A 20178-nucleotide genomic window follows, 5' to 3' on the forward strand; every position below is an offset into this window, starting at 1 on the left:
AACTCAGCAACGCTACCTTGGTTGAGCGTATGTTCGCCCTCAATGCGTTGTAAGAAAACTTGATTGTTTAATGATGTGTTGGAAAATTGCACATGAAGAACGCGGTTCTGTGCGACCAACCCTAAACTCTCTAAAATTTGAAATATTTTATGGGACATCATTATTGTAAAAACTGAGTCATAATCATCGATATTTTATAAAAAACAGACAGAATTGTCTATTTATATAAAATAGCTTATCTTCCCTTAACTTACATACTTTTTAGTTTATCTAAAAGAAAGATAAGGTTTTAAAGGAGAAAAATCATGTCTAATCAAATGGATCAAGCCATTCAAAGTGTCATTGACCTACATGTTTTAATAGAAAATGTATTTACAGGAAAAAATGCAGAGCAAAGTCTGAGCCCGCTTTTAGATAGCTTTGATCAAAATTTTAAGATGGTTACGGTTCAGGGTCAGAGTATTGGTTTAGCCGAAGTGAATAGTTTATTTAGCCAGAATATCGGGAAGAAGCCTTCTTTAAAAATCGACATTATTAAGAGTACAGCTTTATACGAATTTGAAAATTATTGTTGGGTGCAATATCAGGAACATCAGCAAACTGATGAAACCGAGACAGTGCGTACCTCTACGGCCTGCATTAAAGTAGAAGATAAAAAATGTTATTGGGTGTATTTACATGAAACTTTAATTCCCTCGTCTTCTTAACTCATCTGATGCACCTTAAAGATGGCACCTATTTTGCTTAATAATATTACGTTTTATGAAAATCGTAATACTGATCAAAATGGGGAGCTCTCGATATGGGTTATGTTGCAAAGGAATTTACGCGAAAGAACAAGCTGATTCTCAGTATTTGTTCTTTCGTGATTCCAATATGTCTTTGGTGCGCAATCAGTTACTTACCTTTTGTTTGGCATCCTCAAGTACAAATCACGAGTTCGGGAAGTGTTTCTTACTTACAAGTAGGAAGTCGCATTGATAAAAATGTGTTCTATCTCGAAGCACAAAATGCTGTCAATCGAAATTCTGCACCACCACAAGGTATTTTGGTTAATCCGATTTATTTACCCCCTCCCCATGAAGTTGCTAAGGCTTTGGTCACCGCATTTACCACACCACCTGAACAACCTGATTCACCGTGGTTTCATCAAAGTTTATGGCACAGTATTAAACTGGTATTTTCAGCTTTTTTTATCTCTTCATTGATTGGGATTCCACTGGGTATTTTGTGTGGTTTTTCTAAGCGGATATCTCTGTTAACAGAACCGTTTGTTGAGTTTTTCCGTTACTTGCCCGCACCTGCATTTGGTGCACTTGCAGTAGCAATTTTAGGGATTAATGATGCGCCTAAAATTGCAATTATTGTGATTGGTACGCTGTTTCAGCAAATTCTCATTATTGCCAATACCACCCGAATGGTAGATCGAAGCTTAATTGAAGCTGGCTATACGCTTGGTACCAATAAGCTCAAAAGTTTATTTCATGTGGTAATTCCTGCTGCCTTACCTGATATTTACCGCGACTTACGTGTGCTATTGGGCTGGGCATGGACCTACTTAATTGTTTCAGAGTTGATTGGTACGACTTCAGGTATTACATGGTTTATTACCCAACAGGCACGCTATCAAAACTTTGACAATGTCTATGCAGCTATTTTGATTATTGGGGTGATTGGTCTGGTCTGTGACTGGGTATTAATGAAGTTAGGTGAGCGGATGTTCACTTGGAAAGTAGGAGCAAAATAATGAACGATTCAACATTTAACGCGCATGAATACTTTCAAAAAATTTATGAACGTCCTGTGATTTTAGAAGCTAAACAACTGAGCCAAGTCTTTAAGCATGGTCACAGCGAACGCACTGTTTTAAATAAGCTCGATTTAAAAATTCACAAAAGAGAATTTATTTGTGTGATTGGCCCTTCTGGCTGCGGTAAGTCAACACTGAGCCGTGTTATCGCAGGTTTAGACCCATACCATAGTGGAGAAGTTTTAGTAGACGGCGAATGCATTACAGGTCCATGCCCTGAACGCGGCATGGTATTTCAGGGTTATACCCTTTTCCCTTGGAAAACTGTAAAAGAAAATGTGATGTTTGGTCCGCAAATGCGTGGGGCTAGCCAAATGACAGCCGAAGCTCAAGCACGCGAATGGATCAATATTATTGGTTTAGAAAAATATGAAAATCAGTATCCACATCAACTTTCTGGCGGCATGAAACAGCGGGTTGCGATTGCTAGAGCCTTGGTTAATCAACCTAAAATTTTACTCATGGATGAACCTTTTGGTGCGCTCGACCCACACACCCGTCAAAAAATGCAAAAGCACTTGATGGATTTATGGCAAAACATTGATATCACCATTATTTTTGTGACCCATGACATGGATGAAGCTATTTTACTGGCAGACCGAATTGTGGCACTCAAAGCCAATCCCGGTGAAATTAAGGAAATTATTGAAGTTAATTTACCTCGCCCACGCTCACTCGATTTAATGAGTACACCTGAGTTTAAACAGCTCCGTTCACGAGTTGATTATCTGGTACATGCTGAAGAAGATGAGCTTGACCCAGCTTTACAAGACTTACCAAAAATTCCACGTATGACTCAGATCAGTACAGAAAAATAAGTCAGGCTTTAAAAAGCCCAAGTTCAACTTGGGCTTTTTGATTTATGGAACTTATTTGAGTTGTTCTATGAGTGTTGGATAAATCAGCCCATCTACATTTTGTTCGGTTTTATAAATACCGTTTTCGACATTAAATTTATTGACGTGATAGCTAGAGCCATAAATTGAGTCGAAGCCTTGAGATTTAGCAAATACCTTTTTATTGGCACTGATATCTAATAAATGCGTACCGCTGACCATCAACTCATATTGCTTTGGATCAACCCCTGAACGGTTTGCCATGATTTTAACCGCATCAGCATGGGTTGCAGGGTCATTAATATATTTAACGGTTTTATCCCACACTTGAATGATTTTTTTCCATTCCTCTTGATGAGCAGTTAAGTGGCTCATGTTGACTGTTAAGGTGTCGTAAATTAAACCCGGCTTGTCTTTAGAGGTATAGATAATTTTAGAGCCTGCCACTGCTTTTAATGCCTGACCTGCAACAGGTTGCCAAACAGCAATCGCGGAAATATCAGGGCTATTAAACACTTGGGGTAATTGGTTAGTGGCTGAGTTTACTAGCTTCACCTCATTCGCTTTAATGTTATGGTCAGTCAAAGCTGTTGCTAGCAAAAGATGGTCAACCAAGCCTTTTTCGACACCGATTGATTTTCCTTTTAAGTCTTGAATGGTATTAATACCCTCTTTTGCAATAATGACATCATTGCCCGCAGAATAATCTGTTGCCATGATCATCATGCCTTGCGTGCCACCCGAAGCAGTTACCAAGTTATCGCCATTGGTGACCAACACAGCGTCGAGCTGATTTGCCGAAAAGGCCGAAAGAGAAGCCGAATAATCAAACCATTTAAATTCTACATTTAAGCCTGCTTCTTTTAACCAGCCTTTTTCAATAGCCACTTGCCAAGCCACCCAGCCCGGCCAATCACTATATCCGATGGTAATTGGTTTTGTATTTGCGGCTGCCTGAGTGTCTTGTTTGGCCTCGGGCACTTTAGCGGTATTGTCACACCCACCCAATACAACTGCCGATAAAATAGATACGGATAACAACGCTTTTTTAATCATATAGAAACTTCCCCAACATTTTTACTAACACTTTGAGCGGTTTGATTGATTGACTGTATATAGGCTCGCCAGCCTCCAAAATGGCTAATATCGGTTGCATCTTGAATGGCATAAGCTTCGCAAATAAAGCCTTTGACCCATGTTCCATCTTTTAGTTTCAGGTTCCCAATACCAAGTGGTGCAGGCACTTCAGCCACAATGGCTCCAAAATTTGCTAGAGGAACATCCCACACTTCGACGTCAATTGACGTACCTGTCACGTCGCATTGCAGCCCCGGTTTTGGTGGTGTGGTATTTTTTAAGGCAAAGAGTTTATAAGTGTCTGCTGTCTGGGTTTTCTTAAGCAAAGTAGCATTACGACTAGTGAGCTGAAAATTAAGGGGCATGCCTGTTAAATGTGCTCCCACAACTGCTAGCTGTACTGAATGATTTGAGTGGATGTTTATACTTTTTTGATAATGTTGAGCTGATTTACCTAAACTCAGTGATGTTTCTGCTTGCCAAAGCTGCGCAAAATTAGCGAGTGCCTGATCGTGCCAAGCTGGTGTAATAAAGGTTACTCCGCTTGGTAGGCTGTCTGCACGGAGTACATTTGGTAAAGCCAAAGCAGAAAGATCGGCAAAATTGACAAAGTTGGTATAGGCTCCCATGTGTGCATTTTTAGTCAATGGGTCGGCTTCAACTTCGGCAATGGTGTAAATAGTTGGTGCTGTCGGGACCATCAATGCATCAAAAGGTTGTAAAGCCAAATTAATTTTTCGAGCTAGCACGGCGCGGTTATATTCGGCTTGAAGTGCATCTGTTGCCTTGAATTTATCTGCCTGTGCAATAATTTGAGCAATAACAGGATGAGCCTTTTCACGTGTGGTCATGCGTTCAACGGCGACTGTTCTTTCAGCTACCCAAGCATCGTTATACAGTGCGGCAGCAAGCTCATTAAACGCACTGAAATCAATACTCTCAACTTCATAGCCCAGTTTTTTTACGCGCTCAATTGCCACTAAAAAGGCTTTTTTAGATTCAGCATCACCATAAAACTCAAGCTGAGCTGGAATAGCTATTTTTCGTTTAGAAAACTGAGTCGGTACATTGGCTGGATGTACTCGTGAATATTCATCTGTTTCATCATAGCCCTGCATTAAATTCGCAATGGTCCACGCATCATCAATATGCAGCGCAAAAATAGAAATGACATCAATGGTTCGACATGCAGGAATTAAACCTGTGGTAGAAAACCAGCCCTTTGTCGGCTTAAGGCCCACAATATTGTTATGACCCGCAGGTACACGCCCTGAACCTGCCGTGTCTGTTCCTAAACTAAAAGGCACAATACCATTGGCAACCACTACTGAAGAACCAGAGCTTGACCCACCGCTAATATATTCAGGGTTAAAACTATTTTTTACTGCACCGTATGGAGAGCGAACACCAACCAGCCCCGTTGCAAACTGATCGAGGTTGGTTTTTCCAACCACAATCGCCCCTGCTTTTTTTAGCTTGGCAACTACGGCAGCGTCTTGCTTAGCTAAATATTGAATCTCTTTACAGGCAGCAGTCGTGTGAAAGCCAGCGACATCAATGTTGTCTTTAACTGCAAATGGCACACCGTATAGTGGTAAGTCAGCAATATTCTGGTCTTTTAAAATATCAATTTGCGATTGAATCTGCTCGTTCGATGCAATTTCAATCCACGCACTATCATCATTTTTAATTTCTGCAACATAGCCAATCAGATCTGCAAGATAGATTTGCCCGTTTTGATATGCTGTTTTCCAGTCTTGAATTGTCCATAAATTTTTCAACACGCTACTCCTCATTTAGTCATTTTGCTGTATAGGCGGCATGACGGCATCCATCAGTTCTAGATGTCCTTTGATCACCCCTTTCAACACAATAAATTGCTGGCTAATTTGTCTAAGTTCAGAACTCGCGCCCTGCATTAACATGACTTGCAATATCTTTTGTTGGTCGAGCTGAATATGAAGTGAACTAATCACCTGCGCTAAAAACTGTTGTTGTAAATCGACCAATTGATTACGTAAGGTCATTTGGCTTGCGTCGTAAAGTAGCGTCAAGGTGCCCACCATGACTTCATTGGCCTGCGCCTGCTCTGCAATCAGGTGTTTATTAATCATGTCGACAATGGCTTGCGAGCGACTTTCATAGTTCTGCTCGACAATTTTTTGGTCGAGTGCGTTAAGTGTCGTTTCAGGCACGGTAATACTGATTCGAGCCAACTTTTGTTTTGCCACAGTCTTATCCTTTTGTTTTAGGCGGCTGATTGTTTTGCTTGATATATACGCCTGCACGTACGCTAAGCAATTCGACTAAAAAAGCTTTTAAAGTTGGCTTTGGTTGAACCACAGGTTTTACATCGTTCATATCGCACCTCTAGTTTGGTATTACCAAATTCAGTTTTTGTATTACTGATATGAGATGCAGAAAATGTGCCAGTTTTTAAGCATCGTTTTGATAGGCTTTATGGATATTTATGAGTGATTTTTGGGCAGAAAAAAGCCCCATGCACAGGGATGGGGCTTTTAATTAATTAACTAGCTCTATCTAATGTTACAATCATATGTTTCTCATAATTATTCCGTAATTGCTGCTTTAAGTTATCTGATATTACTGGCCATTGTTGGAAATAATAATAAAAGTGGTGATCAATATTTATTAATGTCTTGATGTTCGATAAAGTTTGCTGGTCATCCATAAGTGATTTACAAGATATCGTAATTTCTTGTGAAAGAGATTTAGAAACGATCTTCTTCAATTCTTCATAAATACTATTTGATAATTGCCCATTATTAATTTTTTTGTAAGCAGTAGCTTCATTAATTTTTAGCACAGCTCTGTCATCCTCATCCAAATCTTGAATAATCTTAGAGCTATTTTTTAAACATTCTAGAACTTTATCAAATTTCTCTGCCAAAAGTAAATCATAGGTATATTTAATTAAATATCTTGAAAAACTAGGACAGAGTTTTCTTGTATTTTCTAAATAATCCATAAATTCATCAGATTTTGCACCATACAGTAAAAGTGAAACATTCTTTGAAAATAAACTAGCTTCATATGGTGTTAATTTATCTTGATGGTTTTTCATTATCAAATCCAAACTTCTTACTTCATCCTTTAAATCTAAACTTTCTAGAAGAGAAACTAACTCTAAAGCAATTTCATAAACATTTTTATGATTAATACATTTTTCAATTAGATTGTAAAATGAAATATCTCTTACATTTAAAGAAATCATAAACATAGTTTTATATAACAAATAAAATATATTACTATCAAATTCATGTTTCGAGAAAAAGTTTACGGCCTCTTTTTTAATATCACTATCTTTTTGATAACGCTCTAACATTTTTCTTTTATTAAACAACATAGCAAAACTTTTAATAATATATCTTTTTTGTTTCTTACTAGATTTATCAATATTTAAAAAAATTTGATTATAAAATTTTAAAAAATCAACTGAGGAATCGCTCTTTATTAAGTAATTAATTAAACAATCAATACTATTTTGATGTTTTGGACTCACTGTTAAAACCTTAACAATTAATTCTTTTATTTGATCATTAGTTTCATCAATAACTTTATTACGATTAAGAGTACTTGAGGTTTTCTTTGAAATTAAATCTTTTTTAATAAAAAGCAATTCTACTTTTATTTCATAAGCAAGATTATCCAAACTATTATCAATATTTAAACTTTCTTCAATATAATTTAAACACTTATCAACATTAATTAAATCAGGTTCAACTTTACTCTTCAAATAGTATGAAAGATAACTTCTACAAATATCATTTCTAATTGATGAGCTATAAGGAAACAAATCAAGAATAGACAATAGGTATTCTATATTTTTTTTACTATCATTAATAAGTAATATTTTTTTATGATGATAGGTTAAGTTAAATTTATCACTTGCTATTAAACTATTAATTGCTTCATTGGCCTGCTCGATCTTTTTTTCTTTTTCAAGACAATCTATTTTCATAAAAAATAAATTTTCCTGAAACTTTGTTAATTCACTTGATAAATCACATCCGCTATCTTGCAAAAGCTTATCAATTTTAGCTACTGTTTTATTAAAACTACCGGTTAGAATCAAATTTTGTATTTCTAGTATTTGTTTAAATTCTATTGAAGATAAATTATTATTTTGATTAGATTCATTTAATTTTGCAATTAATTCAGAAATATCTTGATTATTAGATTTTTCTTTTAATTTAAGTAAATCTTTTCTAATATAATCATTAGAACTTAAATTAAAATCATCTTTAATAAAATTTTCAATACACTTATCAATTTTTAAAGAATTTTTTTCTGAAAACTGTTTTAGATTAATACCCAATTCATTATTTAATTCCGCAAACAATTGATCAAAACCATCAATTTTCACACAATAAACTTTATCTTTCCATAATATCTTTCGAACCTCATGCGATATCTCATCATCTTCTCTAAAACACCAATATACTCCATTTTTAAGATATTCTTCTTGCTGTACTAAATAATTTAAAACATCCATAATGGACCTATCTTGGCCAGAATAACCAACTATTATCAACCCATAATCTTTTGAAAATTCAATAAACTTTTCTCTTGTGTTATTTTCTAAGCTTTCAGTTTCTTTTAAAGTATTCTTAATATCATCAAATAAATAATCTCCGTGTAGTTTAATAATTTTAGGTCTATCAGATAAGACTGAAAGACTACCTATCGAGGAATCATGAGCGCAAACATGGGGCCTAACATCCGAAAAATGATAAAATGCTTCATTTAACAAATCATCAAAATTAGTTGTAAAAATTGTATTAAATGCCTTTTCATTAACAAGATTGATTAGATAATTATATCCTATAGATGGTTTTTTATTATCTACTATTGATTCTACAAACCTTCTTCTTTGAGATGGTAAATCAAATTTCCTTTCAAATAGAGAAGAATATTCATTTTGAGGATTATACCAAATCCCCTCATTTTTAGACAAATAATTAATTATTTCCAACTCATTATCTTTTAAAGATTCAATATTACTATCAAATACTTCCTTATATATTTCTTCGCGCCATTGTTTAACTAAACTTCCTCCGGTTGGTATTCCAGATGTTACAGATGCACCAGCCCCTAAAAATACACTATATGACGGATAACCATTATTACGCTGAACAAACCTTGCTAGATCTTTAATTGATCTGGTTTTATTTTTAAGTTCTTGTTTAACTAAATCTTTAAACTTTTGATTTTGCATTTTATTCCAAGGATTTTATTAAGTGTAAAGTTTAAATACTACTCTTTGATAAATATTAAAAACAATACTTTATCACTAATAATTTGAAGAAATTCTTGGTGATAAATTACAACAACTAATTTTGATACTAATTTGGACCAATCATCGTATGTGCCCATACTGATAAAGAGTCTAAAACAGGCTTAAAAGATTGGCCTAATTCGGTCATTTCATAAACCACCTTAATCGGTGCTTTTTCACCATAAACAGTTCGAGATATTAAGCCACTTTGCTCTAATTGCTTGAGTTGAAGGCTTAAAGTCATTTCTGTGATCGTTGGCATTAATTGATTGATTTCATTAAAACGTTTTGGCCCATCTTTTAGATAATACAGAATAACGCCTTTCCATTTTCCACCCACCAAATCCATAGCCATACTGATATGACATGGATACGTTTTTCCATTCATGGTGATTTCACATTTATTTTCAGTATTTGCCATTTTTCATGCCACCTATCAACTTTGATAGTTATTGTACACCCATACTATAAAAATTATAGTGACTATGATTTTTATAGCTACAAGGTATTATTATGGCTTTACTTATTTTGGCTCATCCCTACTACACTCAATCAATTGCAAATAAAACGATAGTGAATGAACTTATAAAAACCTATCCGGACCTTGAAGTGCGAGATATTTTTCAGCTTTATCCAGACTACCAAATTGATGTCAATGCCGAACAAGAAGCGTTGCTACGCCATGACACCATCATCCTGCAATATCCAATGTTCTGGTTTAATATGCCGGCAATTTTGAAGTTATGGTTTGATGAAGTTTTTACTTATCAGTTTGCCTATGGCTCTCAGGGCGACAAATTAAAAGATAAAAAAGTCATTATTAGTATGACGGTCGGGCAAAAAGAAGCCGATATGGTGAATGACCGAGAAAACTTAATTGATAGCTTTTTAAAAGCGGTTCAATATTCAATTCAATATACTCAAATGCAATTAAGCAGCACATTCTTGCTTTATGAAGTTTCGCCGTTATCAGGTCATTCAGAGTCTGAAATTAAGTTAAAAGCTGTTGAGCATGGTCATAAAGTATTAAAGCATTTGACCAAAGCATAATAAAAAAAAGAGAGCATTAATATCGATGCTCTCTTTTGGTTTAAGCGACTGGTGCCAAGGTAAATAGCACTTGCCCTGTTTTTACGGTTTGCCCTTTTTCAATGGTAATGGTTTCTACCTTCATACGTTCGGGTGCAATAATTGGAATTTCAATTTTCATTGCCTCAATTACTGCAAGGGTTGCACCTTCTTCAACAATATCTCCCGATGCACATTCAATTTTCCAGATTGAGCCTGGCATGTGTGATTCAACTGCACAGCCCCCTTCAGGAATAATCACGATTTCACCTTCATCAACAGCATCAAGACTTTCAGAGATGTATTCCTGTAAGCCCGCTTCGTGCCAACGGCGGCGCTCAGCCTCAAAGTTAGCTTGTTGCATATCTTTAAAAGCTTGAATGCTGTCGTGATGTGTTTTTAAAAACTCGTTGTATTCTTTTAAGTTGAGTACGCCCTCTTCAATACGAAGTTGTAGACGACCAGCCTTAAAGTCTTCACGCATTTGTAGAAGTTCAGTCTCAGAAACTTCATAAAACTTAACTTGATCAAAAAAGCGCAATAACCACGGTTTGCCTTCTTCAAAGTTGGCATTTTTACGGTAACGACTCCACATTTGAGTGGTACGACCAACAAATTGATAGCCTCCCGGCCCTTCCATACCGTAGACACACATATACGCCCCGCCAATGCCAACAGCATTTTCAGGTGTCCAAGTTCGTGCAGGGTTATATTTTGTGGTCACTAAACGTTGGCGTGGGTCGAGTGGCGTTGCAACGGGTGCTCCCAAATACACATCGCCTAACCCCATTACTAAATAGTTCGCACTATAGACCACATCTTTAACCGCTTGCTTAGAAGCTAAGCCATTAATACGGCGTATAAACTCGACGTTATCTGGGCACCACGGTGCATCTGGTCGAACAATTTGTGTGTAGCGCTCAGTTGCAAGTTGAGTCTGCGAATCTTCCCAAGCCAAAGGCAAATAGACAGTCCGTGAAGGCACCTGCATATTTTGAATGTCAGGTAACTCGGCTTCTGCTTGTTGAAGTTTCTGTAAAAGCTCCAGTTGATCGAGTTGAATTGAATCAAAATGAATTTGTAGTGAACGAATGCCTGGTGTTAAGTCGATAATGCCCTGAATGTTTTGATCTTTGACCCATTGCATAAGCGAATGAATACGGAAACGTAAATTTAGATCGAGTACTAACTCACCGTATTCCACCAACAAATAGCTATTTCCTGCTGGTCGATAGGTCACGCTTGGTAAATCAGTTTCAACTTCTAAAGTAGCTAAAACTGCATTTTTTAAAGTGTTGGGTTCTGCTTGAATGGCTGAGTTAAAATCAATATTAGTTGTATCAGTCGCGGTTAAGCTTTGATGATATTTTTGATCGAGTGCTTTTGCTTGCGCGTAACTCACAGGCACAAATTTGACTTTATCGCCTGCTTTTAGCTGCCCGATTTTCCAAAGCTCGGAATGAATGACTACCGCAGGACAGACAAAGCCGCCTAAGCTCGGACCATCCGGCCCCAAAATAATTGGCATATCACCCGTAAAATCAATTGCCCCAATCGCATAAGCATTATCGTGAATATTGGATGGATGTAAGCCTGCCTCACCGCCGTCTTCACGTGCCCACTCAGGTTTTGGCCCTATTAAACGAATGCCTGTACGGCTTGAGTTATAGTGAATTTCAAACTCGTTGGCAAAGAATGTATCAATATCTTGTTTGGTGAAAAAATCTGGCGCACCATGTGGCCCATACATCACAGCAATTTCCCAGTTTTGGGTAAAGCTAGGAATTTGCGCTTGAGCTAAAGCTGTGGTCGATTGAGCGGAATATTCAGTAATCGGCAGCATATCGCCAATTAATAAATTACGGCCTGCGTGCCCACCAAACTGCCCTAAAGTGAAAGTCGCCTGTGACCCTAAGTAGTTAGGAACATCGAAACCACCTTTCACACCTATATAGCTACGGCAACCTGAACGAATAATTCCACATTTTAAAATCTGGCCTTTTTTCACATTGATGGTTTGCCACATCGGCACAAGTTCACCATCAAGTTTTGAAGGCATATCACCGCCCGTAATGACAATTTGGCTGTCGCAGTGAAACTTTAAGGTCGGCCCTTGCAAGGTGCATTCAAGCCCTGCAGTATTTGGTTCATTGGCTAGAAGCTGGTTTGCCACCGTTAAACTGAGTGGGTCGATAGCACCTGATGGTGGCACACCAACATCCCAATAACCTAATCGACCTGTTACGTCTTGAATTGCGGTTTGAATACCAGCCTGCAACACCTCAATTTTTTGAGTTTTCCATTCAAACGTATTTAAAAATCGAGTGGTTTGGGTACCTAAAGCAAACACATCGCAAGCAATAATGTTTTGTAAATATTCCAAATTGGTTTCAATGCCAGCGACTTGCGTGTTGGCAAGACTAGCACTCATTGCCTGTATGGCTTGGTCTCGTGTTGCAGCGGTTACAATGATTTTGGCAATCATTGGGTCATAAAAAGACGACACCGTTGAACCTGTTTCAACCCATGTTTCGACTCGGGCTTGCGGGTCAAATTTAACATGCGTGAGTAAGCCTGCACTCGGCTGGAACTGTTTAATTGGGTCTTCTGCATAAAGACGAACCTGAATGGAATGTCCTGTTGGCTCTAACTTTTCAGTCGGTGCTGACCAGTCACCGCTTGCTAAAGTAACCATCCACTCGACCAAGTCGACACCAAATACTTGCTCGGTCACGCCGTGCTCGACTTGCAAACGGGTGTTGACCTCTAAGAAATAAAACTCTTGGGTTTCGGTGTCCATGACGAACTCAACCGTACCTGCCGAGCGGTAGTTCACAGACTGCATAAGTTGAATCGCAACTTTTTGAAGATAGTCGCGTTGCTGTTCATTTAAGTGTGGTGCAGGTGTTTCTTCAATCACCTTCTGATTACGACGTTGCACCGAACAATCACGCTCACCCAACGCTAAAACTTGCCCTTTCCCATCACCAAAAATTTGCACTTCGATGTGGCGCGCGTGTTGTACAAATTTTTCTAAGTACAACCCTGCGTCTTTAAAATTGACCTGCGCTAAATAAGACACAGTTTGGTAGGCATCTTTTAACTCGGTTTCGTTCCAGACCAGACGCATACCAATACCACCACCACCCGCGGTACTTTTCAGCATGACCGGATAACCAATACGGGCCGCTTCGATTAAAGCCTCAGCTTCATCGGCAAGTAATGAACTGCCCGGAAGTAAAGGCACATTGCTTTTAATAGCAAGTTCACGCGCAGTATGCTTTAACCCAAAGTCGAGCATTTGGCTTGAAGTTGGCCCAATAAACGCAATACCTTGGCTTTCGCACAGATCACAAAACTCGGCATTTTCAGACAAAAAACCATAACCGGGATGAATGGCTTCTGCGCCAGACTGTTTTGCAACCTCAAGGATTTTTTCAATATTTAAATAACTTTGATGCGCAGGTGCAGGACCAATCAGAAAAGCTTCATCGGCCAAAGTCACGTGTAAAGAATCACGGTCGGCTTCGGAGTAAACAGCCACCGAAGCGATCCCGAGTTTTTTAAGGGTGCGAATTACGCGACAGGCAATTGCACCGCGGTTAGCAATCAGAACTTTTTTAAACATGCTTACACCCCTTCCGCTTCACGGACAACCAGTTGAATTTTGGTTGGGTTATAGGCATTACATGGGTTGTTTAGCTGCGGGCAATTGGAAATTAAAACAATTAAATCCATTTCTGCCCGAACTTCTACATATTTACCGGGGCCTGAAATTCCGTCATCAAATTTAAGCTGGCCGTCTGGTGTCACAGGCACATTCATAAAAAAGTTAATGTTTGGGCCAATGTGTCGGACATTTAAACCATGCTTTTTTGCAATCGGGTGTTTTGCCAAGGCATACATAAAGTTGTTACGGCAACTATGCATGGGATACGTATCATGTGCATAACGAACCGTATTACTTTCACAAGAACAGGCACCGCCAATGGTGTCATGGCGCCCGCAGTTATCATCATGAATAACGGCAATTGCACGGCCAAAGTTACTATAGAGCTTGGTGCCCTTTTCTAAATAAATCTGTTGGTTGATAGCCAAAGTGTCCATTGCGCTATAACGCTCAGTTGGATTGTCGGCACTCATAAATAAAGTATCGACCGCTTGGTTTCCCTCAAGGTCAATAATTCGAAAATATTGGCCCTTTTTAACCTCGCACATCCACGCTTCACCCGCAGGACAAACTTCATTTAAAACTGCTTTTTCAAATGATTGTAAAACTGTCATGATGCTTCTCCTGATTTAAATATTGCTAAGCGCGTAGTAGCGGGCTGTGTTTTGAAAGGCACGCTGATTTTGCGAACATGCATCACGACAAATATCGCTGTCTGTTAGAGAATTGGCTTTAAATAAACTAAGTTGAATATCGGCAGGTTGATAGATTGGGCTGGTGTCTAAACCATGCGGTGCAGCAGATAAAAATATTAAGCAGTCCATTTCAAAGCGCAGTTCAATGCTTTGATTGGTGTTGTCAGAACTGACATAAGACAAAGCGCCGTTTTCATCTGGCACAACTTTAGAAAATAGGTTAACGGCGGCACTCAGATCTTGGCTGGCAAGTCCGTATTTACACATTTCAATCAGTAAGCTGTCTAAGCCGTTTTGGTACATATCATTGCGGGCATCTTGAAATGTACGCGCACCAAATTGCTTTTCAATTTGCTCAGGTCGGCTTGGGCCACAAAGCGCATCGTTCCAGCCATGGTCATCATGAATAATGGAAGCCATGACACGGCCAAGGTCTGAATAGAGCACATTGGAAGCTTTTAAATAGGCGGTGTGTTGCCCTTTTAAACTGTCGGGCATGTTAAAACGTTCAAGCACATCGGCAGCATTTACACAAAACAAAGAAACATTTGCCTGAGCGCCAAGCGATGTAAATCTAAGAATGGTTCCTTTTTGAATACGACCCGACCAGTGATGTCCGCCGGGTAAAAGTTCGGTCCAAATCGCCTGATTGTTATGATAACTTGCAGTGTTCATAGCTACTCCTGTCGGATAGTTTTAGACTTCCTCCCGGGCTTTTATCCCTCCGTGTAGTTCGCTAGGAACCGTGAACTCTCGGTCCAGACATACTGTAAGTATCGGAACCCTAGATCACTTTTGATTGATTATGACTATGCAAAGGACATGCCAGCTTAGTATTACTTTTTTGGTTAAAAGTAATACTAAACTTGAGCTGTTTGGGTGCGGTTTAAGTTCAAAAATAAAAAGCTGCACTAAAAATTGTGCATCTTGAAAATAAAAAAGCCCCTTTTACGAAGAGGCTTGAAACTAAATTATAAGATTGAGAATCTTAAGGAAGTAGAATCACCTTACGGCAGTCCTCTTCTCTTTCATTAAAAATGCGATAACCCTCTGCGGCATCTTCTAATTTCATTCGGTGAGTAATAATCGTTTCGGGTGTTAATTCACCACGCTCAATCAATTCTAACAGTTGCGGCAAATATTGATGCACATGAGTTTGACCCATTTTAAAAGTTAAGCCTTTATCAAAAGCATCACCAAATAAGAAACCATGAATCGGGCCTGCATATACACCCGGTACGCTGACCACCCCACCACGGTGAACTGCCGCGATACATTGACGCAGTGCTGCACCACTTGAGCCTTCAAGCTTTAGATTGGTGAGCACTGTTTCAATCACACTGCCTTTGGCCTCGAAACCAATTGCATCAATCACAGCATCAACACCGCGGTAATTGTCGGTATGTTGAATAATAAATTCGGCCGCGTCGACTTCGTCAAAATTAACCGGAATAGCACCGTATGTTGCCGCTGCATAGTTCAATCGATAGTCATTGTGATCGACCATAAATATCTTTTCAGCACCGAGCATCTTGGCACAAGCAGCGCTTAACAGTCCGACTGGACCAGCACCATAAATTGCAACGGTTGAGCCACGCTTCACTTGGGCATTGGTCACGGCTTGCCAAGCAGTCGGTAAAATATCGGTCAAGAAAAGTACTTTTTCATCTGACAGTGAAGTTGGCACTTTAAAAGGGCCTTTATTGGCTTTTGGCACACGCACATATTCCGCTTGCCCGCCCGGTACACCGCCGTAAAGATGGCTATAACCAAACAAAGCTGCGCCTGGTGGAATCTGCTTTTTATTAATAATTGCGCCGCGCCCTGTATTCGTGGTTTCGCAGGCAGCGGTCAGGTCTAGTTGGCAAAAGAAACATTCGCCACAGGCAATCACAAAAGGAACAATGACACGATCACCCTTTTTGACTGCGGTGACAGCTGGACCAACCTCTTCAACCACACCCATAAATTCGTGCCCAAAGATATCGCCCTGTTCGGTTCTAGGGATTTTGCCTCGATATAAATGTAAATCAGAGCCACATATCGCTGTGGCAGTCACGCGTAAAATAATGTCATCTGGTTCTTGAATAATAGGGTCTGCTACTGTTTCTACTCGAACGTCTTCTGCACCGTGGTAAGTTAAAGCGCGCATATTGTTATTCCTCTATTTTCTATCATGCCCTTTGATTATGAGGAGGCTTTCTTTACGATTTGCAACGATTCTTACTTTTCACGTAAGGCATATAGTTCAAATGCAACGCGATAGGAATTTCAGTAACATTTAATGAATATAGGATTGTTTCAGCTAGGCATGTTTTTGTTATTTACCCCAACAAAAAAGCCAATCATCTCTGCAATAAAATGACTGGCTTGTCTTCAAAATTTGACTCAATCTAACTTAAGTTGCTGTCTGAGCTTTAAGATATCGACTAGACCTTTATCTCTGGTTTCATATAAATCGATATCTTTATATTGTGTTAATAGCTGGTTGGTTTGTGCTTCCAATAACTCTGTTGTCTCATCTGAATGTTGAAATGTGTGCATATCATTCCACCATTCTGTCATTGGTGGGCCTAAATGATGAATTGCTTCTTTAAAGCCCTTTTGGTTGGCAAGCTGCATATTAATGTAGGGGCCAAAGAGCGCCCATCTTAAACCCGGCCCACTGGTAATCGCGACATCGACATCTTCAGCAGAGCACACGCCTTGTTCAACCAGTGAAAAGGCTTCTCGCCATAGCGCAGCCTGCAAACGATTTGCCACATGCCCTTTTACTTCTTTATTTAAAACAATTGGATTCTTGCCTAGTTGTTTATAGAACTCAGAAGCCTGTTTTAAAATTTGAGGATCAGTCAGATTACCACCAACGATCTCGACCAAAGGTAAAAGATGAGGCGGATTAAAAGGATGACCTAATAAAATCCGTTCAGGATGTTGCGCCTCTTTTTGAAAATCAGACACTTTTAAGCCCGATGAACTTGAAGCAATAATGGTATGTTCAGGGCAATATGCTGTGATATCTTGATATAGCTTTTGTTTCACATCGAGACGTTCAGGGGCATTTTCTTGAATAAAATCTACATCTGAAACTGCATCTTTTAAATGATTAAAAATTTCCAGATGAAGCAGTACATCTGGTTGAGTATGAGTGCGTTCAACGTTTTGATCTAAAGCCAATAAATCATTTAAATTTGCAGATATTCTTTTTTTAAAGACCGCTTCATCGATCGGATACGGGTCGTAAACATTAACTTTAAATCCTTTATATAAAAATAAGGCCGTCCAACTTGCACCTATTACACCTGCTCCAACAACACCAACCGTTTTAATGACTTCCATATTTTCCTCGTACAAATGTTGTTTTATTCGAAATTTCGTTACTCAATTGAATGCTAAATAAACATAGCAGATTCAACCAATCAATAAATTTAATTGTTTATATTTTATATAATTTGTCCTATATTCCTTAGCTTGAAAATTGATTCCTTTCATCTATATAGCTTCATCTTTTACCATTTTTTAACCGTTATTTACTGAATTTTATGTCAAAAAATCTAGCAACATTGATTGGTTTAAGCGCCATTCTCATGTGGGCATCTCTGGTCGGCTTAATGAAACAAGTCAGTGCCGCCATTGGGCCTGAGCTAGGTGTTACGTTTATTTATTCTTTAAGTACGCTACTGTTGCTTGCCATTTTCAAAGTTCCAGATTTTAAGCAGATCTCTAAAAAATACTTAATATTTGGCACAATTCTGTTCGTGGCTTATGAGGTGTGCTTCTCGTTTGCGATTGCTTACTCTCAGACAGCAAAACAAGCAATTGAAATTAGTATTGTTAACTATCTGTGGCCGAGTTTAACGGTTTTAGCTTTTGTTATTTTTAAGGAATTAAAGTTTAATTTCCTTATTATTTTAGGTTTAATGCTTTCAATTTTCGGCATTATTTTTATTCAAACTGGAAGCGGTGATTTTAGTCTAAATAGTCTTGTCGATAATTTTCATAGCAACCCACTGAGCTATATTTTGGCATTTGCAGGCGCCATCATTTGGGCTTTTTACTGTGTACTCACCAAAAAATTAAGTAATGGGCAAAATCCAATTTCCATTTTCTTTGTTGGTGTCGCGCTCACTCTCTGGCTCAAGCTGCTTGTATCGGGGCAATTCGCTATTCCGTCAATGGATATTCCAACAGTCATCACCCTTTTAGTAGCGTCTGCTGCCATGGGTTTTGGTTATGCCGCGTGGAATATTGGCATCATTCATGGAAACATTACCGTGCTTGTGGTGGCCTCTTATTTCACCCCAATCATTTCGTCTATTTTGGCAATGTTTGTTTTACAAACTCAATTATCGATGAGCTTTTGGCAAGGAACAGCAATGGTGACGGCTGGTTCCTTTATTTGCTGGGTTTCAACCAACTGGTCTGTGATTCAGCCCTTCTTTAAAAAATTAAGAAAAGGCTAAAAAGCATTGTAGATGTACCAAAGTGAATTTTTTAAGTATGCGATAACTCCGACGAAGAAGAATTCCCCCATTGCCCAAAGCGTGCTAACATCCAAATTCTGACAATTACCAATGTCAAAATAATTTCTAGAGGAAATAAGATGTTAAAAACTCAAAAAATCAACATCGTACAAGAATTTGATGCACCCGTAGACAAGGTATTTGCAACCTTAAGTGAGCATGAAAACCTAAGTAAGCTTTTTGCTCCTGCTAAAGTGACTCGCATTAGCAACGGAAAAGACGCTCGTAATGGTGTTGGCTCTGCGCGCAAAATGTCTATTCCATTGACCCCTTCGTTTGTAGAAACCAATTTAGTCTATAAAGAAAATGAACTGATTGAATATGCGATTACCAGCGGTATTAGCCCAATTAAAGGTCACCGTGGTGTAATGAAATTTACTGACTTGGGAAATAATCGTAGTCGTTTGGATTACACCATTAGCTTTAAAGGTCGCGTACCTTTTATTGGTCCTATAATTAAAGCCGCTCTACAAAATGGTGTGAGTCGTGGGCTTAAAAAACTTAAGTTTTAATAGACCAATATCCACAAAAAAGCCCAATCTCGGGCTTTTTGTTTTTAAGGTTTAAGTTGAATGCTCAGATAGCATAAATAAAAAGTAAGCTAATAATTTATCTCGTTCATCTACGCTATTGGCACTTAACAGCTGAACCATTGCTCCATCAATTGCAAATAGAAACATGTGGGCATCTTTTATTGAAGCGGTAGTTTTGACAGTAAGAAGCAGCTTATAAAGCTCATTTATAAACCAGTTTCTATAATCAACAACCACTCGATAAGCCGTTGCATAACACTTTTCAATTTCAAAAATTGCTTTAAATGGTAAACGGTAAAATCCTTCTAAATTGGCATGTAAAAAGTAAATTTGCTTGAGTTTATCGAACACCATAAATTCGCTGTATGAATTGATAATTGAAAGGACTTTTACTTTGAGCGCATCCGTTTGAAAGGTTAAACACATCTCGATCAGTCGTGCTTTTGAATGAAAGATGTTATAGAAAGTCGCTTTGGGGATTTTGGCTTCAGCAATAATTCGGTCAACCCCGACCTTGTTAAATCCATCTTGATTAAATAAATCTTTTGCTGTGTGCAGCACTCGTAGTGCTCTAAATGAAGATTCTAAATTGTTCATATATACCGCTTAAAATAATTTTTTGTTGTATATAAAAGAGATAGAAATGCCGTTACTCTTAAATTGAGTG

At 38.4% G+C, this 20178-nt stretch carries 19 protein-coding genes and 1 riboswitch; of the genes, 6 read left to right on the forward strand and 13 right to left on the reverse strand.

Features of this window, described 5'->3' with window-relative positions; genetic code table 11:
• Window positions 1-161, reverse strand: a 161-nt coding sequence (locus J536_RS26285) for a hypothetical protein (RefSeq protein ID WP_228130722.1), incomplete at its 3' end; no start/stop codon positions are given.
• 144 nt (window positions 162-305) lie between these two features.
• On the opposite strand from J536_RS26285, the gene J536_RS22535 reads away from it, so the two are divergent.
• From J536_RS22535 to J536_RS22545, 3 genes are all read left to right on the forward strand, one after another.
• Entirely contained in the window at window positions 306-707 is a 402-nt protein-coding gene (locus tag J536_RS22535; RefSeq protein WP_032064020.1) for a hypothetical protein, read from the forward strand.
• A gap of 95 nt (window positions 708-802) precedes the next feature.
• Entirely contained in the window at window positions 803-1747 is a 945-nt protein-coding gene (locus tag J536_RS22540; protein ID WP_032064022.1) for an ABC transporter permease, read from the forward strand.
• Window positions 1747-2628 (forward strand): ABC transporter ATP-binding protein, encoded by an 882-nt coding sequence (locus J536_RS22545; RefSeq protein ID WP_032064023.1) that lies wholly within the window; start codon window positions 1747-1749, stop codon window positions 2626-2628. Before J536_RS22540 ends, J536_RS22545 begins: the two co-directional genes overlap by 1 nt.
• Window positions 2629-2679: 51 nt before the next feature.
• On the opposite strand, the gene J536_RS22550 is transcribed toward J536_RS22545, so the two are convergent.
• The 6 genes from J536_RS22550 to J536_RS22575 all read right to left on the reverse strand — a co-directional run bounded on the left by J536_RS22550 (window position 2680) and on the right by J536_RS22575 (window position 9443).
• Window positions 2680-3702, reverse strand: a complete 1023-nt coding sequence (locus J536_RS22550; protein ID WP_032064024.1) for an ABC transporter substrate-binding protein — start codon at window positions 3700-3702, stop codon at window positions 2680-2682.
• Window positions 3699-5507: an allophanate hydrolase gene (atzF, locus tag J536_RS22555; RefSeq protein ID WP_032064025.1), complete on the reverse strand. Its 1809-nt coding sequence runs from the start codon at window positions 5505-5507 to the stop codon at window positions 3699-3701. Before atzF ends, J536_RS22550 begins: the two co-directional genes overlap by 4 nt.
• Window positions 5508-5519: 12 nt before the next feature.
• The gene (locus J536_RS22560) at window positions 5520-5954 is read right to left on the reverse strand and encodes a CopG family ribbon-helix-helix protein (protein WP_001118705.1); all 435 of its coding nucleotides are present in this window, start codon (window positions 5952-5954) and stop codon (window positions 5520-5522) included.
• A gap of 4 nt (window positions 5955-5958) precedes the next feature.
• Window positions 5959-6084 carry a hypothetical protein gene (locus tag J536_RS25535; protein WP_001000625.1) on the reverse strand — a complete coding sequence of 42 codons (126 nt, stop codon included), beginning with the start codon at window positions 6082-6084 and terminating at the stop codon, window positions 5959-5961.
• Window positions 6085-6250: 166 nt separating this feature from the next.
• Complete coding sequence (locus J536_RS22570; protein ID WP_050680457.1) at window positions 6251-8962, reverse strand: SIR2 family protein; 2712 nt, start codon at window positions 8960-8962, stop codon at window positions 6251-6253.
• Window positions 8963-9089: 127 nt separating this feature from the next.
• A complete protein-coding gene (locus tag J536_RS22575; RefSeq protein ID WP_032064028.1) occupies window positions 9090-9443 on the reverse strand; it encodes a winged helix-turn-helix transcriptional regulator in 354 nt (117 codons plus the stop codon).
• 92 nt (window positions 9444-9535) lie between these two features.
• Here J536_RS22575 and J536_RS22580 point away from each other — a divergent pair, with 92 nt between their 5' ends.
• Window positions 9536-10072, forward strand: a complete 537-nt coding sequence (locus J536_RS22580) for an NAD(P)H-dependent oxidoreductase (protein ID WP_032064029.1) — start codon at window positions 9536-9538, stop codon at window positions 10070-10072.
• A gap of 40 nt (window positions 10073-10112) precedes the next feature.
• Here the strand turns inward: J536_RS22580 and uca are convergent, their stop codons facing one another.
• The 5 genes from uca to J536_RS22605 all read right to left on the reverse strand — a co-directional run bounded on the left by uca (window position 10113) and on the right by J536_RS22605 (window position 17794).
• Complete coding sequence (gene uca, locus J536_RS22585) at window positions 10113-13718, reverse strand: urea carboxylase (RefSeq protein ID WP_032064030.1); 3606 nt, start codon at window positions 13716-13718, stop codon at window positions 10113-10115.
• Between the two features lie 2 nt (window positions 13719-13720).
• Window positions 13721-14374, reverse strand: coding sequence for an urea amidolyase associated protein UAAP2 (locus J536_RS22590; RefSeq protein ID WP_032056498.1), 654 nt, complete (start codon window positions 14372-14374; stop codon window positions 13721-13723).
• Between the two features lie 15 nt (window positions 14375-14389).
• Entirely contained in the window at window positions 14390-15130 is a 741-nt protein-coding gene (locus tag J536_RS22595) for an urea amidolyase associated protein UAAP1 (RefSeq protein WP_032056499.1), read from the reverse strand.
• Between the two features lie 28 nt (window positions 15131-15158).
• Window positions 15159-15254: riboswitch (guanidine-I (ykkC/yxkD leader) on the reverse strand.
• A gap of 189 nt (window positions 15255-15443) precedes the next feature.
• Entirely contained in the window at window positions 15444-16607 is a 1164-nt protein-coding gene (locus J536_RS22600; protein ID WP_032064031.1) for a zinc-dependent alcohol dehydrogenase, read from the reverse strand.
• A 236-nt stretch (window positions 16608-16843) separates the two neighbouring features.
• Window positions 16844-17794, reverse strand: a complete 951-nt coding sequence (locus J536_RS22605; protein ID WP_032056501.1) for a 3-hydroxyacyl-CoA dehydrogenase NAD-binding domain-containing protein — start codon at window positions 17792-17794, stop codon at window positions 16844-16846.
• Between the two features lie 203 nt (window positions 17795-17997).
• Here J536_RS22605 and yddG point away from each other — a divergent pair, with 203 nt between their 5' ends.
• Complete coding sequence (gene yddG, locus J536_RS22610; RefSeq protein ID WP_032056502.1) at window positions 17998-18918, forward strand: aromatic amino acid DMT transporter YddG; 921 nt, start codon at window positions 17998-18000, stop codon at window positions 18916-18918.
• A 140-nt stretch (window positions 18919-19058) separates the two neighbouring features.
• Entirely contained in the window at window positions 19059-19490 is a 432-nt protein-coding gene (locus J536_RS22615) for an SRPBCC family protein (protein WP_017481476.1), read from the forward strand.
• Between the two features lie 51 nt (window positions 19491-19541).
• Here J536_RS22615 and J536_RS22620 read toward each other — a convergent pair whose 3' ends face one another.
• Complete coding sequence (locus J536_RS22620) at window positions 19542-20108, reverse strand: TetR/AcrR family transcriptional regulator (protein ID WP_032064033.1); 567 nt, start codon at window positions 20106-20108, stop codon at window positions 19542-19544.
• Window positions 20109-20178: the final 70 nt, after the last annotated feature.

This window comes from Acinetobacter sp. 809848 (genome assembly GCF_000581275.1).
Classification (GTDB): Bacteria; Pseudomonadota; Gammaproteobacteria; order Pseudomonadales; family Moraxellaceae; genus Acinetobacter; species Acinetobacter pittii.

Excerpts from the sequence above, each read along its gene's own strand:
- J536_RS22590 (WP_032056498.1), bottom strand. The coding sequence starts at position 14,374 with ATGACAGTTTTACAATCATTTGAAAAAGCAGTTTTAAATGAAGTTTGT.
- uca (WP_032064030.1), bottom strand. The coding sequence starts at position 13,718 with ATGTTTAAAAAAGTTCTGATTGCTAACCGCGGTGCAATTGCCTGTCGC.
- J536_RS22605 (WP_032056501.1), bottom strand. The coding sequence starts at position 17,794 with ATGGAAGTCATTAAAACGGTTGGTGTTGTTGGAGCAGGTGTAATAGGT.
- J536_RS22575 (WP_032064028.1), bottom strand. The coding sequence starts at position 9,443 with ATGGCAAATACTGAAAATAAATGTGAAATCACCATGAATGGAAAAACG.
- J536_RS22545 (WP_032064023.1), top strand. The coding sequence starts at position 1,747 with ATGAACGATTCAACATTTAACGCGCATGAATACTTTCAAAAAATTTAT.
- J536_RS22535 (WP_032064020.1), top strand. The coding sequence starts at position 306 with ATGTCTAATCAAATGGATCAAGCCATTCAAAGTGTCATTGACCTACAT.
- J536_RS22595 (WP_032056499.1), bottom strand. The coding sequence starts at position 15,130 with ATGAACACTGCAAGTTATCATAACAATCAGGCGATTTGGACCGAACTT.
- J536_RS22550 (WP_032064024.1), bottom strand. The coding sequence starts at position 3,702 with ATGATTAAAAAAGCGTTGTTATCCGTATCTATTTTATCGGCAGTTGTA.
- J536_RS25535 (WP_001000625.1), bottom strand. The coding sequence starts at position 6,084 with ATGAACGATGTAAAACCTGTGGTTCAACCAAAGCCAACTTTAAAAGCT.
- J536_RS22540 (WP_032064022.1), top strand. The coding sequence starts at position 803 with ATGGGTTATGTTGCAAAGGAATTTACGCGAAAGAACAAGCTGATTCTC.
- J536_RS22580 (WP_032064029.1), top strand. The coding sequence starts at position 9,536 with ATGGCTTTACTTATTTTGGCTCATCCCTACTACACTCAATCAATTGCA.
- J536_RS22600 (WP_032064031.1), bottom strand. The coding sequence starts at position 16,607 with ATGCGCGCTTTAACTTACCACGGTGCAGAAGACGTTCGAGTAGAAACA.
- J536_RS22570 (WP_050680457.1), bottom strand. The coding sequence starts at position 8,962 with ATGCAAAATCAAAAGTTTAAAGATTTAGTTAAACAAGAACTTAAAAAT.
- J536_RS22615 (WP_017481476.1), top strand. The coding sequence starts at position 19,059 with ATGTTAAAAACTCAAAAAATCAACATCGTACAAGAATTTGATGCACCC.
- yddG (WP_032056502.1), top strand. The coding sequence starts at position 17,998 with ATGTCAAAAAATCTAGCAACATTGATTGGTTTAAGCGCCATTCTCATG.
- J536_RS22620 (WP_032064033.1), bottom strand. The coding sequence starts at position 20,108 with ATGAACAATTTAGAATCTTCATTTAGAGCACTACGAGTGCTGCACACA.